This is a genomic window from Streptococcus sp. Marseille-Q6379 (assembly GCF_965119505.1).
In genome coordinates, this window is sequence record NZ_CBCPLV010000001.1 from 896379 (window position 1) to 915159 (window position 18781).

General features: G+C 39.0%; 18 protein-coding genes and 1 tRNA gene. 16 read left to right on the forward strand and 3 right to left on the reverse strand.

Annotated elements, in window-relative coordinates; translation table 11 throughout:
• Positions 1–205: 205 nt before the first annotated feature.
• The 6 genes from ACWPVZ_RS04450 to ACWPVZ_RS04475 all read left to right on the forward strand — a co-directional run bounded on the left by ACWPVZ_RS04450 (position 206) and on the right by ACWPVZ_RS04475 (position 4415).
• Positions 206–649, forward strand: coding sequence for a flavodoxin (locus tag ACWPVZ_RS04450; protein WP_002888085.1), 444 nt, complete (start codon positions 206–208; stop codon positions 647–649).
• Positions 650–700: 51 nt separating this feature from the next.
• A complete protein-coding gene (locus ACWPVZ_RS04455; protein ID WP_454381112.1) occupies positions 701–2236 on the forward strand; it encodes a chloride channel protein in 1536 nt (511 codons plus the stop codon).
• Between the two features lie 73 nt (positions 2237–2309).
• A complete protein-coding gene (locus ACWPVZ_RS04460; RefSeq protein ID WP_004182630.1) occupies positions 2310–2582 on the forward strand; it encodes a chorismate mutase in 273 nt (90 codons plus the stop codon).
• A 9-nt stretch (positions 2583–2591) separates the two neighbouring features.
• Entirely contained in the window at positions 2592–3818 is a 1227-nt protein-coding gene (locus ACWPVZ_RS04465; protein WP_454381114.1) for a voltage-gated chloride channel family protein, read from the forward strand.
• 127 nt (positions 3819–3945) lie between these two features.
• Complete coding sequence (rplS, locus tag ACWPVZ_RS04470) at positions 3946–4293, forward strand: 50S ribosomal protein L19 (protein WP_002883489.1); 348 nt, start codon at positions 3946–3948, stop codon at positions 4291–4293.
• Positions 4294–4343: 50 nt separating this feature from the next.
• Positions 4344–4415, forward strand: a tRNA-Arg gene (locus ACWPVZ_RS04475).
• Between the two features lie 184 nt (positions 4416–4599).
• On the opposite strand, the gene ACWPVZ_RS04480 is transcribed toward ACWPVZ_RS04475, so the two are convergent.
• Complete coding sequence (locus ACWPVZ_RS04480) at positions 4600–5133, reverse strand: hypothetical protein (protein ID WP_454381117.1); 534 nt, start codon at positions 5131–5133, stop codon at positions 4600–4602.
• A gap of 73 nt (positions 5134–5206) precedes the next feature.
• Complete coding sequence (locus tag ACWPVZ_RS04485) at positions 5207–5383, reverse strand: DUF3042 family protein (protein ID WP_002883513.1); 177 nt, start codon at positions 5381–5383, stop codon at positions 5207–5209.
• Between the two features lie 75 nt (positions 5384–5458).
• On the opposite strand from ACWPVZ_RS04485, the gene miaA reads away from it, so the two are divergent.
• The 4 genes from miaA to ACWPVZ_RS04505 all read left to right on the forward strand — a co-directional run bounded on the left by miaA (position 5459) and on the right by ACWPVZ_RS04505 (position 9009).
• Positions 5459–6370, forward strand: coding sequence for a tRNA (adenosine(37)-N6)-dimethylallyltransferase MiaA (miaA, locus tag ACWPVZ_RS04490; protein WP_454381120.1), 912 nt, complete (start codon positions 5459–5461; stop codon positions 6368–6370).
• A gap of 33 nt (positions 6371–6403) precedes the next feature.
• Positions 6404–6904: a GAF domain-containing protein gene (locus ACWPVZ_RS04495; protein WP_282186302.1), complete on the forward strand. Its 501-nt coding sequence runs from the start codon at positions 6404–6406 to the stop codon at positions 6902–6904.
• Positions 6904–8556, forward strand: a complete 1653-nt coding sequence (gene dnaX / locus ACWPVZ_RS04500) for a DNA polymerase III subunit gamma/tau (RefSeq protein WP_454381123.1) — start codon at positions 6904–6906, stop codon at positions 8554–8556. Before ACWPVZ_RS04495 ends, dnaX begins: the two co-directional genes overlap by 1 nt.
• 267 nt (positions 8557–8823) lie before the next feature.
• Positions 8824–9009, forward strand: coding sequence for a DUF3272 family protein (locus ACWPVZ_RS04505; protein WP_002883500.1), 186 nt, complete (start codon positions 8824–8826; stop codon positions 9007–9009).
• Here the strand turns inward: ACWPVZ_RS04505 and birA are convergent.
• Complete coding sequence (gene birA / locus ACWPVZ_RS04510) at positions 8996–9934, reverse strand: bifunctional biotin--[acetyl-CoA-carboxylase] ligase/biotin operon repressor BirA (RefSeq protein ID WP_004182623.1); 939 nt, start codon at positions 9932–9934, stop codon at positions 8996–8998. The two genes, ACWPVZ_RS04505 and birA, sit on opposite strands and share 14 nt — an antisense overlap.
• A gap of 279 nt (positions 9935–10213) precedes the next feature.
• Here birA and metK point away from each other — a divergent pair, with 279 nt between their 5' ends.
• The 6 genes from metK (at position 10214) to ACWPVZ_RS04540 (ending at position 18697) form a co-directional block, all read left to right on the forward strand.
• On the forward strand, positions 10214–11407 hold the full coding sequence (gene metK / locus ACWPVZ_RS04515; RefSeq protein WP_454381126.1) for a methionine adenosyltransferase: 1194 nt from the start codon (positions 10214–10216) through the stop codon (positions 11405–11407).
• Positions 11408–12272: 865 nt separating this feature from the next.
• The gene (locus ACWPVZ_RS04520) at positions 12273–12434 is read left to right on the forward strand and encodes a UDP-N-acetyl glucosamine 2-epimerase (RefSeq protein WP_008535356.1); all 162 of its coding nucleotides are present in this window, start codon (positions 12273–12275) and stop codon (positions 12432–12434) included.
• Positions 12435–12449: 15 nt separating this feature from the next.
• Entirely contained in the window at positions 12450–13484 is a 1035-nt protein-coding gene (locus ACWPVZ_RS04525; protein ID WP_195413972.1) for a sensor domain-containing diguanylate cyclase, read from the forward strand.
• A complete protein-coding gene (locus ACWPVZ_RS04530) occupies positions 13481–14545 on the forward strand; it encodes a bifunctional glycosyltransferase family 2/GtrA family protein (protein ID WP_195413973.1) in 1065 nt (354 codons plus the stop codon). The genes ACWPVZ_RS04525 and ACWPVZ_RS04530 overlap by 4 nt, the downstream gene beginning before the upstream one ends.
• Positions 14535–16760 carry a glycosyltransferase family 2 protein gene (locus tag ACWPVZ_RS04535; RefSeq protein WP_454381129.1) on the forward strand — a complete coding sequence of 742 codons (2226 nt, stop codon included), beginning with the start codon at positions 14535–14537 and terminating at the stop codon, positions 16758–16760. The genes ACWPVZ_RS04530 and ACWPVZ_RS04535 overlap by 11 nt, the downstream gene beginning before the upstream one ends.
• A complete protein-coding gene (locus ACWPVZ_RS04540; protein WP_060972324.1) occupies positions 16757–18697 on the forward strand; it encodes a hypothetical protein in 1941 nt (646 codons plus the stop codon). The genes ACWPVZ_RS04535 and ACWPVZ_RS04540 overlap by 4 nt, the downstream gene beginning before the upstream one ends.
• Positions 18698–18781: the final 84 nt, after the last annotated feature.

Sequence of the window (18781 nt, forward strand, 5' to 3'; positions counted from 1 at the left end):
AAGTTTTGAGACACTTGGCTCAAAACTTAGCTATGGAATTCCATAGGAAGTCGCTAGCGTCCGTACTCACCTAAGAAAAGTCTAAAAAGAAGAATTAATGTCAATTTAAAACTGCCAATCGGGGCAGTTTTTTTGAGTTATTAGGTCATTTATTTTCTGAAGAAATATGATATAATATAGCTAATTTATTATTTTGGAGGACATTATGGCTTTAGCAAAAATCGTTTATGCCAGTATGACCGGTAACACGGAAGAAATCGCAGATATCGTTGCTAAAAAATTGGAAGAATTGGGTCACACTGTAGATGTAGACGAGTGTACAACGGTTGATGCCGCTGATTTTGAAGATGCGGACATCTGTATTGTAGCGACTTACACTTATGGTGATGGTGAGTTGCCAGATGAAATCGTTGACTTTTACGAAGATTTGGCTGATCTCGATTTGTCAGGTAAAATCTTTGGTGTTGTAGGTTCAGGAGATACTTTCTACGATTATTTCTGTCACTCAGTTGATGAATTTGAAAATCAATTCACTTTCACAGGGGCGACTAAAGGAGCAGATAGTGTCAAGGTTGATCTTTCTGCTGAAGATGAAGATATCGAGAACCTCGAAGCTTTCGCTGAAAAAATTTCAGAAGCATTAGCATAAGAAAAAAGCAGAGTAAAGTCTGCTTTTATTGTAGTTAAAAATGGAGTTTTTATGAATGAAATAGAAAGAGATTTTAGGACGCAATCTCAACATCTTCTTTGGTCCGTTTGGCGAGGGCTCTTAGTGGGGGTGACGGCAGGAGCAGTGGTCAGTCTTTTTCGCTGGTTAATTGCCAAAGGGGCCGCATTTTCTGTAGCTATATACAAAGACGCCCTTCATAATCCACTTTTGATTTTGGGAATTGTCCTGGTTAATCTCTTGATTGCACTTTTTATTGGTTACCTTATCAAGCAGGAAAAAGACATCAAGGGCTCAGGAATTCCCCATGTTGAAGGGGAACTGATGGGGCTCTTACATCCGTCTTGGTGGTCAGTATTATGGCGTAAGTTCCTAGGTGGAGCCCTTGGGATTTCAATGGGACTTATGCTGGGACGTGAGGGCCCTAGTATTCAACTTGGTGCTATGACTGCTAAGGGCTTAGCTGAGAGTCTTAAGCTCTCTGCACGTGAAAAGCGTGTCTTGATTGCTGCAGGAGCGGCAGCAGGGTTATCGGCTGCCTTTAATGCCCCGATTGCCGGTCTTTTGTTTGTCGTCGAAGAAGTCTATCATCATTTCTCGCGTCATGTTTGGGTGACAGCTTTAACGGCATCTTTAGTGGCTAATGCTGTTTCCTTACGGATCTTTGGTCAGGTTCCGGTTCTTGCTATGACAGAAAAATTACCCGTATTTCCTTTGAAAGATTATTGGATTCTTATTGTCTTGGGGATTTTTCTAGGTGTGCTTGGATACGGCTATGAGTGGGTTGTCTTACGTATTGGTAAGGTCTACCAAGGGTTAGGGAAAATCTTCCACTTGCCATCTCATTTTCATGGCCTTCTGGCAGTTCTGTTTATCATTCCTATAGGCCTCTATTTTCCATATCTTTTAGGTGGTGGGAATGAATTGATTCTTGCCCTAAATGGTTTACATCCTGCTCTAACTGTGGCCATCCTCTACTTGGCTATTCGCTTTATTTGGAGTATGTTGTCCTTTGGTTCAGGTTTTCCTGGTGGGATTTTCTTGCCGATTTTGACTTTAGGTGCTCTTTCTGGTAGCGTCTTTGCGGTAGCTTTTGAAAATCTAGGATTCTTACAAGTCAGTCAGTTCCCTATTTTTATCATTCTTGGTATGGCTGGTTATTTCGGTGCGGTATCTAAGGCACCGCTAACTGCTATGATTTTAGTGACTGAGATGGTGGGTGACCTTCACCAATTGATGACAATCGGAGTTGTGACTCTGATTGCCTATCTCGTCATGGATTTCATGGGAGGAGAACCCGTCTATGAAGTCATGCTTCACAATCTGATTGCCCACGAACCAAAACAAGTTGATAATATACCGACGATGATTGATTTACCAGTTACAGATAGTTTAGCTGGTCGATTGGTTAAGGATTTAACCTTACCTGACGGGGTTTTGATTTCCACTCAGATTTTTCAAGACCAGTCTGAGGTTGTTCATGGAGACACACGTCTAAAAGCAGGAGCAACCTTATATTTGGTTGTTAATGAAAGTAATATCAGTCAGGTAAGAAAACTCTTTTTATAAGCAATTCAATGGCTTGAGGCTCTTTTGTCCTCAGGTCATTTTTGTTATAATGAAGAGAAAAAAGGAGGTCAGTATGGACTTAAATGAGATTCGCCAACAGATTGACACCGTTGATAATGAGATTGTGGCTTTGTTGGAAGAACGTATGAAATTGGTAACTCGAGTAAGTGCTTATAAACAACGCACAGGAAAGGCGATTTATGATCCCGAACGAGAGCAGGCCCTGTTAGACAAGGTAGGCGCTAGTGTCCTTAATCCCGAATATAAAGAAGCTATCGTCGCAAGTTTTGCGGATATTATGAAGCATTCACGTATTTATCAAGCAAGTAAGCTGGAAAAAAAGTAGGCATCTAGAATGAAAGTAAGACAATTAAGTGATAGTCAAGGTCTTTCTTACTTACATTTAGTAATGTTAAGTCTTTATGCAATCTTGTTAGGGGTGCTGGTTGGACTGATTGATGCTGTTTTTGGGCGCGTGCTTATAGGACTCTCGGAATTTCGTGACCATCATATCTTTTATCTGGTCCCAGCACTTCCTTTAGCAGGCCTTTTGATAGTTTACCTTTATCAAAAGCTTGCTGGCAAGGCAGCACAGGGAATGGGCTTGATTTTCAAGGTAGGACATAATGAGGAGGATCAAGTCCCCCTAAGGTTAATTCCACTTGTGACTGTGACCACATGGCTGACCCACCTGTTCGGGGGATCTGCAGGTCGTGAGGGAGTTGCTGTTCAGCTCGGAGCCACAGTTTCCCATGCTTTTAGTCGCTATTTTAAGATCCCTAATGCTTCACGCATTTTCTTGACCATGGGGATGGCAGCTGGTTTTGGAGGGCTCTTCCAAACACCAATCGCTGCGACCTTCTTTGCTCTTGAGGTCTTGATCCTGGGACAGTTAAGCCTTCCAATTTTAGTACCAACTCTTATTGCATCTTTTGTGGCTAGTACAACAAGCCATCTTTTAGGTCTTGAAAAATTTAGTCACTTTGTATCCGATAGTTTGACTATTAACATTGGGACCTTTGTTAAATTAGCTCTTTTAGGTCTGGTCTTTGGTGTAGTAGGAAATCTCTTTGCTTATCTCTTATCAGTAGCTAAAAAGAAAGTGGCAAGTCTGCTCCCAAATCCCTATTATCGTGTTCTATTAGGAAGTGTCGTCTTAACCTGTCTTCTTTTGATTTTGTGGAAGGGACGCTATACAGGTCTTGGAACGAATTTGATTGCTTTAAGTGTTGGTGGTGGTACCATTTATCCATTGGATTGGCTCTTGAAATTGCTCCTTACCGTCTTTACCTTATCTCTTGGTTTCCAAGGAGGGGAAGTAACTCCTTTGTTTGCCATCGGAGCAAGTCTAGGTGCTGTTTTAGCACCAGTTCTAGGCCTTCCAATTCCACTTGTAGCAGGTCTAGGCTATCTGTCTGTCTTTGGAAGCAGTACCAATACCCTTTTAGCGCCTATTTTCATTGGCGTTGAAGTCTTTGGTCCCGTCAATGCAATTCCTTATGCGATTGTCATGGCTTTTGCTTATCTCATCAATCATAAGACGAGCATTTATGGGCAACAAAAAATGCTAGAAATGCAATAAGATACTAGACAACCTGATAATTTTTTGATAAGATACTAAGAGTGTGTAATGGACACACAAAAATAACGGCTAATCCGCTGAGACACAGAGGTTGCTCTTAAGATTAGTAAGATAGGAGTATATAAAAATGAATCCATTGATCCAAAGTTTGACAGAAGGTCAACTTCGTACTGACATCCCATCATTCCGTCCTGGTGACACTGTTCGCGTTCACGCGAAAGTTGTCGAAGGAACTCGCGAACGTATCCAGATCTTTGAAGGTGTAGTTATTTCACGCAAAGGTCAAGGGATCTCAGAAATGTACACAGTTCGTAAAATTTCAAGCGGTATCGGTGTAGAACGTACTTTCCCAATCCACACTCCACGTGTTGAAAAGATTGAAGTTGTACGCTACGGTAAAGTCCGCCGTGCTAAACTTTACTACTTGCGTGCTTTGCAAGGTAAAGCTGCACGTATCAAAGAAATCCGTAAATAATTTACAGATTTCACATAAAAAATCTGTCCTCGTGGCAGATTTTTTCATAAGTCCTCTTAGTTAAATGGATATAACAACTCCCTCCTAAGGAGTCGTTGCTGGTTCGATTCCGGCAGGGGACATTTTTAAGCCTTTAACCATGCGGTTTTAAGCTATTCTGCCCCAAATCTGCCCCAAATTTAAGCTAAATCTATTTGACGCCTATTGAACTATAGGTGTTTTTTTATAAGAAAAACCCTAGTCAGGATTAGTCCTAACTAGGGTTTAAAATAGAATACTGGTGATGATTAGTATTTTGTTATCTCATTAATTGGAATTGGCAGTTGTATCTGTGCTTGATGAAGCTTGTGGGTACTCGTAAGGATTGTTATCAACGTCGTCAACCCACTCATTGCTCTGATCGGTTGAGCTTGCGTGATTGCTTCCTCCACCAGCACCTGCGGCGAAGGCTGCATCGTGACCTCCACCGCCTCCTCCGTTTGTGGCATAGGAGCCATCTTCTGGTCCGCCCCAACCTCGTCCACCTTCAGCAGGCTTGGACTTTTCTTGATTTCCATCTTGGTGGGATGTTTGGCTGTTTTGTTTTTGATTTGGTGCTTGAACAGAAGGAGATGCTTGATCTTTATTTTCGTCTTTAGCATCTTTTTTTGAAGTAGTAGTTGAAGATTTGGTCTTCTCTTTTTTATGAGATGAACTACTTTTTGATGAAAGGGTGTGAGAGATGTGATGCGTTTTTGCTGCGGGCTTTACAGGTTCTTTTAAATGTTTTGATAAAAAACCAAAGAGAAAGAAGAAAGCTAGCAAAGAGAAGGTAATGATATTATATTTTTTTCTTTTCAAATTGGCTCCGTTCTTAGTCATAGATGAAGAGTAAAAATTACAGTAAAAAACCAGGTTTCCCTGGTCATCAGTTTTAGCGGCTTACACGACGACGAGCTGCTTTTTTACGGTTTTCTTCGATGAAAGCCAATTTCTTTTCTTCTGGTTCGATAATGGTTTTCTTAACTGCGAAGACAGCACCTGCTACAGTAGCAGCAGTTCCGATAACGCCAGTAGCGACACCTTTAGCGAATGAATGTTTTTTAGCCATGAGACTATCCTCCGTATATGTTATAATATGCTTATATTATCTAAAAAAATATCTAGAATAGCAAGTGAAAACATTATGAAAACCAAACTTATTGTAGTGGCTGGACCTACTGCTGTGGGAAAAACGGCGCTTGGGATTAAATTGGCCCAGCGCTTTAATGGAGAAATTATTTCAGGAGATAGCCAGCAGGTTTACCGACAATTGAATATAGGAACCGCAAAGGCCACTCCTGAAGAGCAGGCTGCAGCAGTGCATCATCTGATTGATGTTCGCGATGTTGATGAGTCTTATTCAGCCTATGATTTTGTAACAGAGGCTGAGGCTACCATTACTGATATTGTTAGTCGTGGTAAGCTGCCTATTGTAGTAGGAGGAACAGGTCTCTATCTACAAAGCCTTATAGAAGGGTATCATTTAGGAGGACAGGTAGACCAGAAACAGGTTTTAGCCTATCGCTCAGAATTAGAGCAATTATCTGATCAGGAACTTTTTGACAAAATCGATGACTTGGGTATTGAGATTAAGGAGATTAACCGACGTCGTGCCACTAGAGCACTTGAGCTTCATCGTTTTTCGGAGAATCTTGAAAATACGGAGACAACTTATGCCCCCTTTCTTATCGGATTAGATGATGAACGCTCCTTGATTTATGACCGTATCAATACACGAGTGGACAAGATGGTTGAACTTGGACTCTTGGAAGAGGCTAAGTGGCTTTATGATAATTATCCTGACGCGCAGTCAGCTCGTGGTATAGGCTACAAGGAGTTGTTTCCTTATTTTGCTGGGAATCAGACCTTGGATGAAGCCTTGGAAAAACTTAAGCAAAATACGCGTCGATTTGCTAAACGTCAATTAACCTGGTTCAGAAATCGGATGACTGTTAAGTTTTATCAGATTTCTAGTCCAGAATATCCTGAAAATGTCATTCATGATCTTGAAATATTTTTAAATGAAAGGGAAGGAGAAAAGGTAGGTCAATCTTAGTTTTAAGGACCTATCTTTGCTATAATGGTAGTTATGACTAACGAAGAAAAAAAATCAGCCTATGAAATAATGCTAGCTCAGGCTAAGGCACTTTTTGCCAATGAAGACAATGCTCTGGCCAACTTTTCTAATGCCTCGGCTCTCTTGAATACAACTCTACCAAATTCTGTGTTCACAGGCTTCTACCTGATGGATAATGTAAATAATGAGTTAATCCTTGGCCCTTTTCAAGGCAATGTTTCTTGTGTTCGAATTGCCCTAGGTAAGGGTGTTTGTGGCCAGTCTGCAGCAGAAAATAAAACCTTAATTGTCGAAGATGTTACCAAACACGCTAATTACATCGCTTGTGATTCCGCTGCTCGAAGTGAAATTGTTGTACCAATGGTAAAAGATGGCAAATTAGTTGGTGTTCTCGATTTGGATTCTCACCAAGTAGGAGACTATAACGACGTAGACCAAGATTATCTTGAAGCATTTGTCAAAATTCTACTCGAGAAAACCGAGCTTACATTTGGAATGTTTGAGGTAAACTAATGTATCAAGCCTTATATCGTAAATACCGTAGTCAGACCTTTGGCGAAATGGTTGGTCAAAAAGTGATTTCAACCACGCTAAGACAGGCGGTAGAGTCAGGGAAAATCAGCCATGCCTATCTCTTTTCTGGGCCGCGTGGTACCGGTAAAACTAGTGCGGCGAAAATCTTTGCCAAGGCTATGAACTGTCCTAATCAAGTTGATGGGGAGCCATGTAATCACTGTGATATTTGTCGCGATATTACAAACGGTAGTCTCGAAGATGTTATAGAGATTGATGCGGCATCCAATAATGGTGTTGATGAGATTCGTGAAATTCGTGACAAATCGACCTATGCCCCAAGTCGTGCGACTTACAAGGTCTATATTATTGACGAAGTTCACATGCTCTCGACAGGTGCTTTCAATGCTCTTTTGAAGACTTTGGAAGAACCAACTGAAAATGTGGTCTTTATCCTAGCGACCACTGAATTACATAAGATTCCAGCAACTATCCTTTCTCGTGTCCAACGCTTTGAGTTTAAATCGATCAAACAGGGAGCTATTAAAGAGCACTTAGCTTCAATTCTGGAAAAAGAAGGACTGACCTTTGATGATGAGGCTTTGACTATTATTGCTCGTCGTGCAGAAGGTGGTATGCGTGATGCTTTGTCAATCTTAGACCAAGCACTGAGTCTGTCTCCTGACAATCATGTCAGCCAAGCCGTAGCTGAAGAAATCACTGGTTCTATTGGTTTGACAGCCTTGGATAGTTTCGTCGCTAACGTTCGCAATCAAGATACTACGCAAGCTTTATCAAATCTCGAAACCCTCTTTGATAATGGTAAGTCTATGAGCCGTTTTGCGACTGATCTCTTGGAGTATTTCCGTGATCTTTTGATTGTCAAAGCGGGTGGAGAGAACAGTCATCATAGTCCCCTTTTTGAAGAGAATCTTTCTCTAGAGCAAGACCGACTTTTCCAATTGATTGACCTGGTTACAAGTGCCTTGCCAGAAATTAAAACTGGAACACATCCTAAAATCTATGCGGAGATGCTGACTATAAAATTGTCAGAAACCCATAGTCAGATGTCACAAGAAATTCCAGGAAATTTACAAGAAGAGTTAGATAGTCTTCGTCGTGAAGTAGAAGGCCTACGTAAAGCTCTTAAAGAGGGCAAAGTCCAAGGAGAAGTAGCACCAACTCGAAAAGCCAAACCTGCTTATCAGTATAAGGTGGATCGTGAAAAGATTCTCACTATTATGCGTGAAACCATGGAAAATCCCCAGAAATCACGCCAATGTCTGGATGCCCTAAAGGCAACTTGGCCTGAAATTTTGGATTCTATTAGCCCACAAAATAGGGCCCTTTTGAATGGATCTGAGCCTGTATTAGCCAATCAGGAAAATGCCATCCTGGCCTTTAATGCTGCCTTTAATGCTGAACAGGTCATGAAACGCAGTGATCTCAATGATATATTTGGCAATATCATGAGTTCAGCTGCCGGTTTCTCACCCAATATTATGGCTGTTCCAAAAGCAGAATTTGAAAAACTCCGAACAGAATTTGCACGAAGCCTCAAATCCAAGGAAGAACTAGAAAAAGAAGATCGTGAAGAATATATCCCGCAAGAACTCGAATTTCTCTCTGATGTTGTAGAAATAGAGGACTAAAAAGGTCCAGTGGACCTTTTTAGGTCCGAGCCTAGAAATAGAAAAGCGAGGAAGTTCCAGTGGACCTTTTTAGGTCCGAGCCAAGAAATGAAAAAGCGAGGAAGTTCCAGTGGACCTTTTTAGGTCTAAGTCTAGAAATTAGAAAGAGAGACAACTCAGTATTATTTGTTTGATTTCTGAATCTGATATTTGAAAGGGTTATCCTTGTAAAAATGAAAAGAGCCTAGACTGCTTGTCCTAGGCTCTATCTATTGATATAATAATCTTATGATTCAACAAATTTTGTTTATTACGCTTGAAACTATTTTTGAAACGGTTTGTTTTAATTACAGTTTACAGCACGGCTATTACTTTTTTACAGCCTTTTTTGGTTATTTATTGTTTCGTCGTCTTTGGACAACCTATGTTGTTTCACGCATTGCGCGTGCAGCCGACAAGTCTACCAAGAAGTAAGGCTCACTTCGCCAGCACTCAGCCATTTTTCCTGACCATCATCAGTAAGAACGAGAAGTTGGCCCTTGTCGCCAATTTCTTTAGCAACACCAGTATAAGTCTTTCCAGCTTGTTCAAAGGTCACTTGTTTGTCTAAAACGAGGGACTTTTCTTTATAGACTTTAACCAAATCACTAGTTGGAATGGTTAAAAAGAGCTTCCAAATTTCTGAAATAAGCTGGTTTCGAGTGATGCTTGGTTTTTCAGAAGTAAAAAGGCTAGTAGCTTTATTGGCTAACTCTTTAGGAAAATCACTGATTGAGAAGTTAAGCCCAACCCCGATAATGACATCTGTGATGCGACCAGATTCGATAGAACTAATGGCTTCGGTAAGAATACCAGCCATTTTTTTGTTGTTGAGGTAAATGTCATTAACCCATTTGATTTCTGTATTGATACCGGTTAGACGCTGGATCGCTTTGACAATAGCTGCTGCCGCCATCATGGTATAAGGTGGTAAGTCGGCAAAATGACAGTTTGGCTTTAAGTGGATACTCATGTAGATACCACCTTGTGGAATGGCAAAGAAGTGACGATCAAATCGTCCTTTGGCCGCTTTTTGACTTGATGCCAGATAAAGTGCGGGCGTCGGATTATTCTTTTCCATGCCATGTTTAGCATCAAGTTGGGTAGAGTTAGAATCTGGATTAAAGTAGACTGGAATGTTAAGTTGTTTAGAAATGTCTTGAGGAAGAAGAATATCTCCCTTTTCTAAATAGTAGCCTTTCTTCCGTACACTTGTAATGTCAATTCCTTGTTCTTGAAGTGTTTGGATTGCCTTCCAAATAGCTGTCCGTGAGACACCAAGGCTTTTAGCCAAACTCTCTCCCGTCACAAAGTCAGGACTCTTCGATAAGATGTCATAAACGTGTTCATAAGTTTTCATATCCTAAGTATAATACAAAAGATGGTAAAATGCTCACTATAAATTATTGATAAGGCTTGATAATAAATAACTATATGACTAGACTGAAAAAACATGATATAATGGAAGGTAGTTATTAAGTCCCGATAAGGCAACAGTCATCCTAGGGTTGGCTGTTGGTTCTTTGTAACTTTTTAACGGCGTCTAGCTCTATTAGGAGTATAGCGTTTTACTTATTAGGAGACGGTCAAATCTGTTCTATCTAATACTATTTTTCATATTAAAAGGGGGACATTTTATATGTCAGAACGTAAACTTTTCACGTCTGAATCTGTATCTGAGGGGCATCCAGATAAAATTGCAGACCAAATTTCAGATGCCATTCTTGATGCGATTTTAGCAGAGGATCCAGATGCACACGTTGCAGCAGAAACAGCTGTCTACACTGGTTCTGTCCACGTTTTCGGTGAAGTTTCTACAACAGCTTATGTAGACATTAACCGTGTGGTTCGTGATACTATCGCTGAAATTGGTTATAACAATGCAGAATATGGCTTTGCAGCAGAATCTGTTGGGGTTCACCCATCATTGATCGAACAATCTCCAGACATTGCTCAAGGTGTCAATGAATCACTTGAAGTTCGTGGAACTGGTGACCAAGATCCACTTGATCTTATCGGAGCTGGTGACCAAGGTTTGATGTTTGGTTTTGCTATCGATGAAACTCCAGAGTTTATGCCACTTCCAGTTAGCCTTTCACATAAATTGGTTAAAAAATTGGCAGATTTGCGTAAATCTGGTGAGATTTTATACCTTCGTCCGGATGCTAAATCTCAGGTTACTGTTGAGTATGATGAGAATGACCAACCAGTACGTGTTGATACAGTCGTTATCTCAACGCAACACGATCCTGAAGCAACTAACGATCAAATTCGTCAAGACGTCATTGAAAAAGTCATTAAAGCAGTTATTCCAGTCGAATACTTGGATGACGAGACAAAATTCTTTATCAATCCAACAGGTCGTTTTGTTATTGGAGGACCTCAAGGGGACTCTGGTTTGACTGGTCGTAAGATTATTGTTGATACTTATGGTGGTTACTCAAGACACGGTGGTGGTGCCTTCTCAGGTAAGGATGCCACTAAGGTTGACCGTTCAGCTTCATATGCCGCTCGCTATATTGCTAAAAACATCGTAGCTGCTGGTCTTGCTAAGAAAGCAGAAGTACAATTGGCTTATGCTATTGGTGTTGCTAATCCTGTGTCTGTCCGTGTTGATACCTTCGGAACGGCGACAGTTGCTGAAAGCAAACTTGAAGCTGCTGTCCGTGATCTCTTTGACTTGCGTCCTGCAGGTATCATTCAAATGCTTGATCTTAAACGTCCTATCTACCGTCAAACAGCAGCCTATGGTCACATGGGACGTACTGACATCGATCTTCCATGGGAAAAATTGGATAAGGTTGAAGCGTTGAAAGAAGCCGTCAATCATTAAGAAATAGAATTAGAAATAAAAAATCAGAATTTTAATAGGAATTCTGATTTTTTTATGTGCAAAGCCATTTAAATACAAAAGCCTGTTTAATTATTATTTATTAAAATATAGAAAAATATCATTTGATTAGTATTTGTTAAGTAGGAACGTTTAATTCAAACGACTTCATTATAATGGTTGTCACATACATTAAAATAATAAAAAATTGAAAAAAAGTTGAAAAATAAAAATAACATGCTATAATTATAGTGTCTATATGAATAGGGAACATGGGTAGTAGTAACTCGAAGCCAACCTGTTTGTAATATTTTAACTCTTTTGGGGAGAGTTGAATGATTGCTTGTTGGTACTTGGTGCTATGTGATATGGTATTGGGATAGCTTTATCATACCGATGTTTTGATTTGTAAGATAGGGATAGAGCGTAAGTAAAGGGGACGCTCTTTAAAATGGGGAGAAGTTTTTATGAAATATATGTAAATTAGCAATACTGCTGGATTCAAAAACACTTTTATTAGCAAAGCGTTTTTTCTCCTGCAGTTTTTTTATTTATTAAATAGTGTATTTTTAAATTCGGGGGAGAAGACTAGAAAATCTCAAAACAATTGATATCCTTGGATGATATGACTTAGTTTTCTTGTCTTACTTCTTGAATTTTATACGTAATGATAGTCTTTTTATTGAGACCTTTTTCTTTATCTACTTTACATCATTTGCAAAACAAGACCAATAGCGAGGGCATTCCCTTTAATGCTTTTGGAGAAAGGATAACTCATTTTCCTTTTTATTGGGGATAATAAAGTGATAATGTAGAGTCTTATTTGTCAATATTATATTGATTTCGTATAGGTCATAGGGGGGATCTTATGGGAAAATTAAATATTATGGTTGTCTTTGGGACAAGACCAGAGGCAATTAAGATGGCGCCGTTAATTCTTGAGTTGAAAAAACATCAAGAAACCATTAATACTATTACAGGACGTTTTGTTACAGACAGTTTGGATGCTGAAGGTATTAAAACTACTTAGAATGGTGAGGCTGTAATGGTATTAGGAAAAGTAAGTGATTTTTTAATCAAGTATCAAAGATTGTTAACGTACTTAAGTATTTTTGCTGCGTTAATGTTATTAATGCGCTTAGTGTATGATGATGTTTTGATTGACCGTGATAATCCCATCGTTTTAGCAATCTATATAGGAATACTAGTTCTTTGGACCCTAGCATCTTACCTTAATCGAGGACAGCATATGCTATCCCACTTTATCTTACAGAGTTCGAAACTTATTAACGTCTATGCTGTAGACTTAGATTATCGTTTTATTGCGGTTAATAAGAATGATATTCGGCTCATGGAAGAAATCTTTTATTTCACTCCCAAAATTGGTGACTTTCCAATGAATTATCTTAATAGTGAAGATGCTGCGCGTTTAAAAGCAAATGTTGATCGTGCGAAAAAGGGTGAAACATTTATATTTATGGATACTATTAAGACAGGCGACAAAACGCTTTACTGGCAAAATATGTATTCTCCCATTTATAACAATCGCCAAAAAGTGATTGGTGTTTCTTGTTTTGTTCTTGATGTTACAGAGCAGAGACTTCATGAACTTGAAATACAGAGGATGGCATACGAAGATGTTTTAACACGGGTTCATAATCGACGATATATTGAGCTTGCTTTTGAGGAATGTCTGACACGTAAAGAAGAACAAATTACGGTTATTATATCTGATTTGGATAAATTCAAGAAAGCAAATGATACCTTTGGACATGCTACGGGAGATAAGATTCTAATTGAATTTGGTGATATTTTAACGAAGATAATGCCTGAAAGTGCTGTAATAGCAAGGTTAGGTGGAGATGAATTTGCGGTTTTACTCCCTGGAGTTTCTGAAAATCAAGCTGAATTTTTAATAAAACTTGTTCAAGCAGAAATGACTCTCAAAGATATGGGGATTACAGCATCTTTAGGTGCTTATACGAACTCTTATCAATCACATAAAAACTTCGTTGATTTTTTTGCAATAGCTGATAAGAAAATGTACGAAATTAAAAGTCAGAAAGGAGAACATCAATGATGTTTCAAGATGTTGTTATTGTCATTCCTGCCTATGAACCTGATGACCGTTTGTTGGAACTTTTGAAAAATATTCGGGATAAGGAAAATCAAATGTTTGACATTATTCTAGTCGATGACGGTAGTGGAGCTAATTTTGCACCGTTATTTGCAATAGCGCAGAGTAACTATGCTTGTCATTTGCAAAGACATGCTGATAATAAAGGAAAAGGTCGTGCTTTAAAAACGGCTATTTCATATATTTTGGACAATTTTCCTAATGCCAAAGGAATTGTGACGATTGATTCTGATGGTCAACACACCTACGAAGACATGATGAAATGTTTGGCTGAATTTTTGCAACATCCTGATCGTTTGGTGCTGGGTGTTAGAACATTTGAAAAATCTGTTCCTTTACGTAGTAAATTTGGAAATTTATTGACAAGAGACGTCTTGGGGGCTATGACAGGTGTGAACGTTTCTGATACGCAAACGGGACTTCGTGTGATTCCTATGTCATGGTTGCCAAAACTCTTAACCGTGGAGGGTGAACGGTATGATTTTGAGATGAATATGTTACTTGAGGCAAAAGAGGACAATATTCTGATTTGTGAAGTTGGCATTGCAACGATTTATTTGGATGAAAATCAGTCGTCGCATTTTGATGTGATTCGTGACTCGATTAGAATTTACAAGGTTTTCTTCAAGTACATTTTTTCATCATTGTTTTCCTTCTTGGTTGATATTGTTGCTTTTACGATTTTAATTTCTTTGTTTAATGGATTGAGTTTTAGTGCGGTGACGTTAGCTTCGATTTTAGCGCGTGTGATATCATCTGTTGTTAATTTCACCTTGAATCATAAGGTGGTCTTTAAACAAGGTCAATCAAATAGTGCGATAAAATACTTCACTTTGGTGGTAGTACAGATTGTTTTGTCAAGTTTATTGGTAACAGTTCTAGGAAATGCCTTGACGACGCTGTCAATTTCATTGGTGAAGATTTTAGTTGACGCTACACTTTTCATTGTCAGTTATTTTGTGCAAAAACATTTGATTTTTAGTGGAGGTGAGAATGAAGACTAGTAAGAGGATACTCTATTTCGTTGCATTTGTAACGACTGCCTTTTATTTAACTTGGCGTTTGGTGGCGACTATTCCGTGGCATGATTCATGGTTTGCGCTGATCTTTGGGATTTTATTGTGGGGAAGTGAGGTAGTTTCAGCCATTACAGGCTACATTCTCATTTGGAATAAGCAAAAGGACTTTGAGCTTGAAAAGCCTGAGATTGCTAAGGAGCGTTACCCAGATGTGGATGTTTTGATTGCAACGCATAATGAGGATCCAGAGTTGCTTTATAAGACGATTAATGCCTGCACTTTTATGGAATATCCTGATAAGTCTAAGGTGCATATCTACGTCTGTGATGATACCAATCGTCTAGAAGTTGCCAAATTGGCTGATGAGCTTGGTGTTGGTTATTTTGGTTTGGCGGATAATAAAGATGCCAAATCAGGAAACTACAATAATGCTTTACGTCAGACGTCATCACCTTTGGTGGCGACATTTGATGCGGATATGATTCCTTATCGTGAATTCCTGTTGGAAACTGTGCCTTATTTTGTTGAACAAGTTGAGGCTTATGAAAATGGTGACGATTATGATAAGTCAAAAGTTGGTTTGATTCAAACGCCACAAAGTTTTTACAATGCTGATATTTTCCAATTTAACTTGTTTTCAGAATCAACCTTACCAAACGAACAAGATTTCTTTTCCAAAGAAATTAATGTTTTCAATAATTCGCACGGTGCAGCGCTTTATACGGGGTCTAATACGCTTATTTTCCGCAAGGCGATTGAAGATGTTGGTGGTTTTCCGACAGATACCATTACGGAGGATTTCGAGCTAGGTGTTCGGATAAATGCGGCTGGTTATGTAAATTATTCGACGAAAAGTCCAATGGCTAGCGGGTTAACGCCAACAGATTTGAAGAGTGTCATCAAACAGCGCGTGCGCTGGGGACGTGGCGTTATTCGCAGTAGCTACAATATGAATATCTTCTTTAATCCCAAATTGACAATGGGGCAAAGAATTGTTTATATTAATGGCTATCTTTATTGGTGGTCTTTCTTTAGACGGTTATTGTATATCTTGGCACCGATTTTATTTACGGTTTTCCATGTGCGTGTGGTGGTGTCAAATATCTGGCTACTGTTCCTATTCTGGTTGCCAAGTTTCGCCTTGACACGCTTGTCAATGCGAGAAGTCTCAAAAAAATACCAAACACAGGTTTGGGGAGAAATTGTGGAAACGATTTTTGCTCCGTATTTGTTTATTCCCATGATGCTGGAGTCCTTTGGCATTAGCAATAAAAAATTTAAGGTGACACGTAAGGGAAATTATACGTCGTGGACGTTGTACCTTTATGCGCTTCCTTATCTTGTTTTATGGGGATTAGCCGTTTATGGTTTGGTGACTTTTAACTATGGAAAATTTGGTTCAGAGCTTTTTTATGGAAGTATTATCAGTTTTTGGTTGATTTATCATATCATCAATTTGACCTTTGCGATTTTCTGTGCGCTTGGTCGTCCGATTTATCGCTCAAGTGAGCGTTTTACTGTTGATGAAGCTATGGTTATTGAGGTTGATGATGATTCTTACCAAGTGAGAGTCTGTGATATTTCAGAAACGGGGATTTCATTCTATACGGATTTACCATTGTATTTGCCGAAAGAAAAAGAACTGACGCTTAATTTGCAATCACGTGATTACCATGCGAGGGTAAAAGGTCATGTTGTTCGTGTTTTTGCGATTGATAATGGTTGGCGCTACGGCGTTCAATTTTCAGAAGTTCCTGAAGCTGATAAGCGCGAATTTTATCAGTACATTTATGACCGCATTAATCACAATCTTCCGAAGGAAAAAGACCCTTGGATGACAACATGGGATGATTTACTTGAGAACTTTAGTCAACGTTTCCAAAATAATGAACGTCCTGTTTCAGCCTATGACCAAGTAGCTTTTCCGAAAGTTCGTGTCAATGAAGAGGTTCATGTTGCTGGAAAAAAATGCCAGCTTAGAAAGACAGATTATTATTACATGACATTTTCTGGAAAATTGACAAATCCTAAAAAAGAACCGAATGTCGCATTTACCTACAAAGATTTGCCAATTCAGTTGACTTTTGTGTCCTATGATACTGATAGAGACGAGTCGCTTTATCGAGTTACCAATTTAGCGGATTTGGATAGCTTACCTGCTTTTAAAGCCTTAGCAAATGAATGGAGAGGGAGAGTATGATTAGTATTGCTAGATTACTGTTGTTCTTTGTGATTACCATGGGGTACAATGCCTTTTTCCGTAATACTGTGAAGATGAATCGCAGTCTGACATGGGTGTTTACATTTTCAGTCATTACATTGGTATTGTACCTTGGTAGTCTGTTAGGCTTTATGTTGCAGACCGTGTATGCCATTTCTGTTTTGGGCTGTCTTTTGAGTCTTTATTATCTTTGGGCGGTATGGAAAAAGAAATATCGCTTTAGGAGACTTGATTATATTGCGCTTGGAATGATGGCTTATTTGCTTTTGTTTGGAATAACGCTCTGGCATTCACCGCTTTTACATTATGATAATTTTACGCATTGGGCAACGATTGTAAAATTTTTCCATATCAATAATGCTTTGCCAACACAGCAGGATACGATTATTAGTTATTATACCTATCCTGTTGGAAGTTCACTTTTCATTTATTTTTTCACGACTATCGTAGGCTTTTCAGAAGGTAGTATGTTGGTCGGGCAATTCTTCTTGATTGCTTCCAGTCTTTATGCCATGTTTGCGGCACTTCGTGATGATCGACGTGTCTTAATGGTTAGCATGATTTTTGCTTCGTTTGCTGTTTTTAATACGTTCAACGTTGCTATTCGATTAAATAATTTGCTGGTTGATTTTCTGCTTCCGGCCTTGGCCTTGGCAGCCATAGCAGGTTGTTTTGTCTATCGTAATCGTTTCTGGTTTTTGTCGCTAAATACGGCGGTAATTCTTGGATTATTAAGTATCGTCAAAGTAAGTGGACTTTTCTTTGTCGCTCTCGTTTTAGTAGTTTATGTGGTTTGTATTGTGCGTTTACTTGTTCGTAAAAGAGCACGTTTAAAAGTACTAGTGCTGCTCATAATGACCTTGCTGGTCAGCTGTCTTCCTTTTGTTATTTGGCAAAAGCATGTGACGGATAATTTCCCAAATGCCTCAAGTGCCAAGCATGCGGTGTCCATGTCAGAACTTGGTCAGGTATTGACTGGAAATCTGTCAGGCGTCCCACAAAAAATTATCACTCTTTTTGTCAAATCGGTGTTCACGTTTGACAGTTTGGCAAGCAATGGAATTTTGATAATCAATCTGATTATGCTGATTGCCTTTATTGTGATTGGCATTCGTTTGAAATATAAGAAATTTGTCTTGTTGACTTGGGGATTTGTTAATATTTCGATTGTGACTTACTATATTGGCATTTTACTCATGTATCTGACAGCAATGCCGACTGATGAAGCGTTAGAATTAGCAGGATTTGAGCGCTATGCTTCGAGCATCGTTATCTTTGCTTTTGGTTGTTTGACCATGGCTTTAGCATGGGTAATGGACAAGTGTCTGTATGAAAAAATCATTAGTAAACGTAATGCTAGGTCTTACAAGAGCTTATTTAATAAACACTTGTACCAATACGCGAGCCTTGTTTTGACAGTTTATGCCATTGGAATGTTCTTGTCAGAAAATAATAGCATTGTTTACAATAACAATCAGGAAACAAACGAGGTCGCAAAAGAAATTCGTCAGTTTACTGGAAGTCAGAGTAATTCGTCAACGGATAGAATTTTGGTTGTAACAGCAGATAAGGAGAATGTAGATAATTATTTTGCCCAATATGCTAGTCGTTATTATCTGTGGGATGTCAATGTTGATGCCAGAGAAAATTTTGTGTCGGTTGACCAAAAATTTTTAGATTTAATGGCATCATACAGCGACAGCGCAACAAGTTATTACCTCAGCAATAAAAATATCGATACTAGAGATGATTCCAATTTAACAGACGATGACTTTATTGCACTCTTAAAAACGTATGACGAAGTCTTGATTTTAGATGACCATTATACGTTTAATGCCTTGACGAAAAAACTATTTGGTCGGACATATTCCCCAGGATTGTATAAAGTATCAGATATTCTTGCTGGAAAAGGGTAAGTTTTCTAGCTTTATCAAGCATAAGTCTTGATATTTCAAATAAAATATTCTATTATAACAAAAAATATGTAGAAGGAGGCGGAG

Bases quoted from the DNA above. Each gene is read 5' to 3' on its own strand.
- ACWPVZ_RS04450 (WP_002888085.1), top strand. From the start codon at position 206: ATGGCTTTAGCAAAAATCGTTTATGCCAGTATGACCGGTAACACGGAA.
- ACWPVZ_RS04455 (WP_454381112.1), top strand. From the start codon at position 701: ATGAATGAAATAGAAAGAGATTTTAGGACGCAATCTCAACATCTTCTT.
- ACWPVZ_RS04460 (WP_004182630.1), top strand. From the start codon at position 2,310: ATGGACTTAAATGAGATTCGCCAACAGATTGACACCGTTGATAATGAG.
- ACWPVZ_RS04465 (WP_454381114.1), top strand. From the start codon at position 2,592: ATGAAAGTAAGACAATTAAGTGATAGTCAAGGTCTTTCTTACTTACAT.
- rplS (WP_002883489.1), top strand. From the start codon at position 3,946: ATGAATCCATTGATCCAAAGTTTGACAGAAGGTCAACTTCGTACTGAC.
- ACWPVZ_RS04485 (WP_002883513.1), bottom strand. From the start codon at position 5,383: ATGGCTAAAAAACATTCATTCGCTAAAGGTGTCGCTACTGGCGTTATC.
- miaA (WP_454381120.1), top strand. From the start codon at position 5,459: ATGAAAACCAAACTTATTGTAGTGGCTGGACCTACTGCTGTGGGAAAA.
- ACWPVZ_RS04495 (WP_282186302.1), top strand. From the start codon at position 6,404: ATGACTAACGAAGAAAAAAAATCAGCCTATGAAATAATGCTAGCTCAG.
- dnaX (WP_454381123.1), top strand. From the start codon at position 6,904: ATGTATCAAGCCTTATATCGTAAATACCGTAGTCAGACCTTTGGCGAA.
- ACWPVZ_RS04505 (WP_002883500.1), top strand. From the start codon at position 8,824: ATGATTCAACAAATTTTGTTTATTACGCTTGAAACTATTTTTGAAACG.
- birA (WP_004182623.1), bottom strand. From the start codon at position 9,934: ATGAAAACTTATGAACACGTTTATGACATCTTATCGAAGAGTCCTGAC.
- metK (WP_454381126.1), top strand. From the start codon at position 10,214: ATGTCAGAACGTAAACTTTTCACGTCTGAATCTGTATCTGAGGGGCAT.
- ACWPVZ_RS04520 (WP_008535356.1), top strand. From the start codon at position 12,273: ATGGGAAAATTAAATATTATGGTTGTCTTTGGGACAAGACCAGAGGCA.
- ACWPVZ_RS04525 (WP_195413972.1), top strand. From the start codon at position 12,450: ATGGTATTAGGAAAAGTAAGTGATTTTTTAATCAAGTATCAAAGATTG.
- ACWPVZ_RS04530 (WP_195413973.1), top strand. From the start codon at position 13,481: ATGATGTTTCAAGATGTTGTTATTGTCATTCCTGCCTATGAACCTGAT.
- ACWPVZ_RS04535 (WP_454381129.1), top strand. From the start codon at position 14,535: ATGAAGACTAGTAAGAGGATACTCTATTTCGTTGCATTTGTAACGACT.
- ACWPVZ_RS04540 (WP_060972324.1), top strand. From the start codon at position 16,757: ATGATTAGTATTGCTAGATTACTGTTGTTCTTTGTGATTACCATGGGG.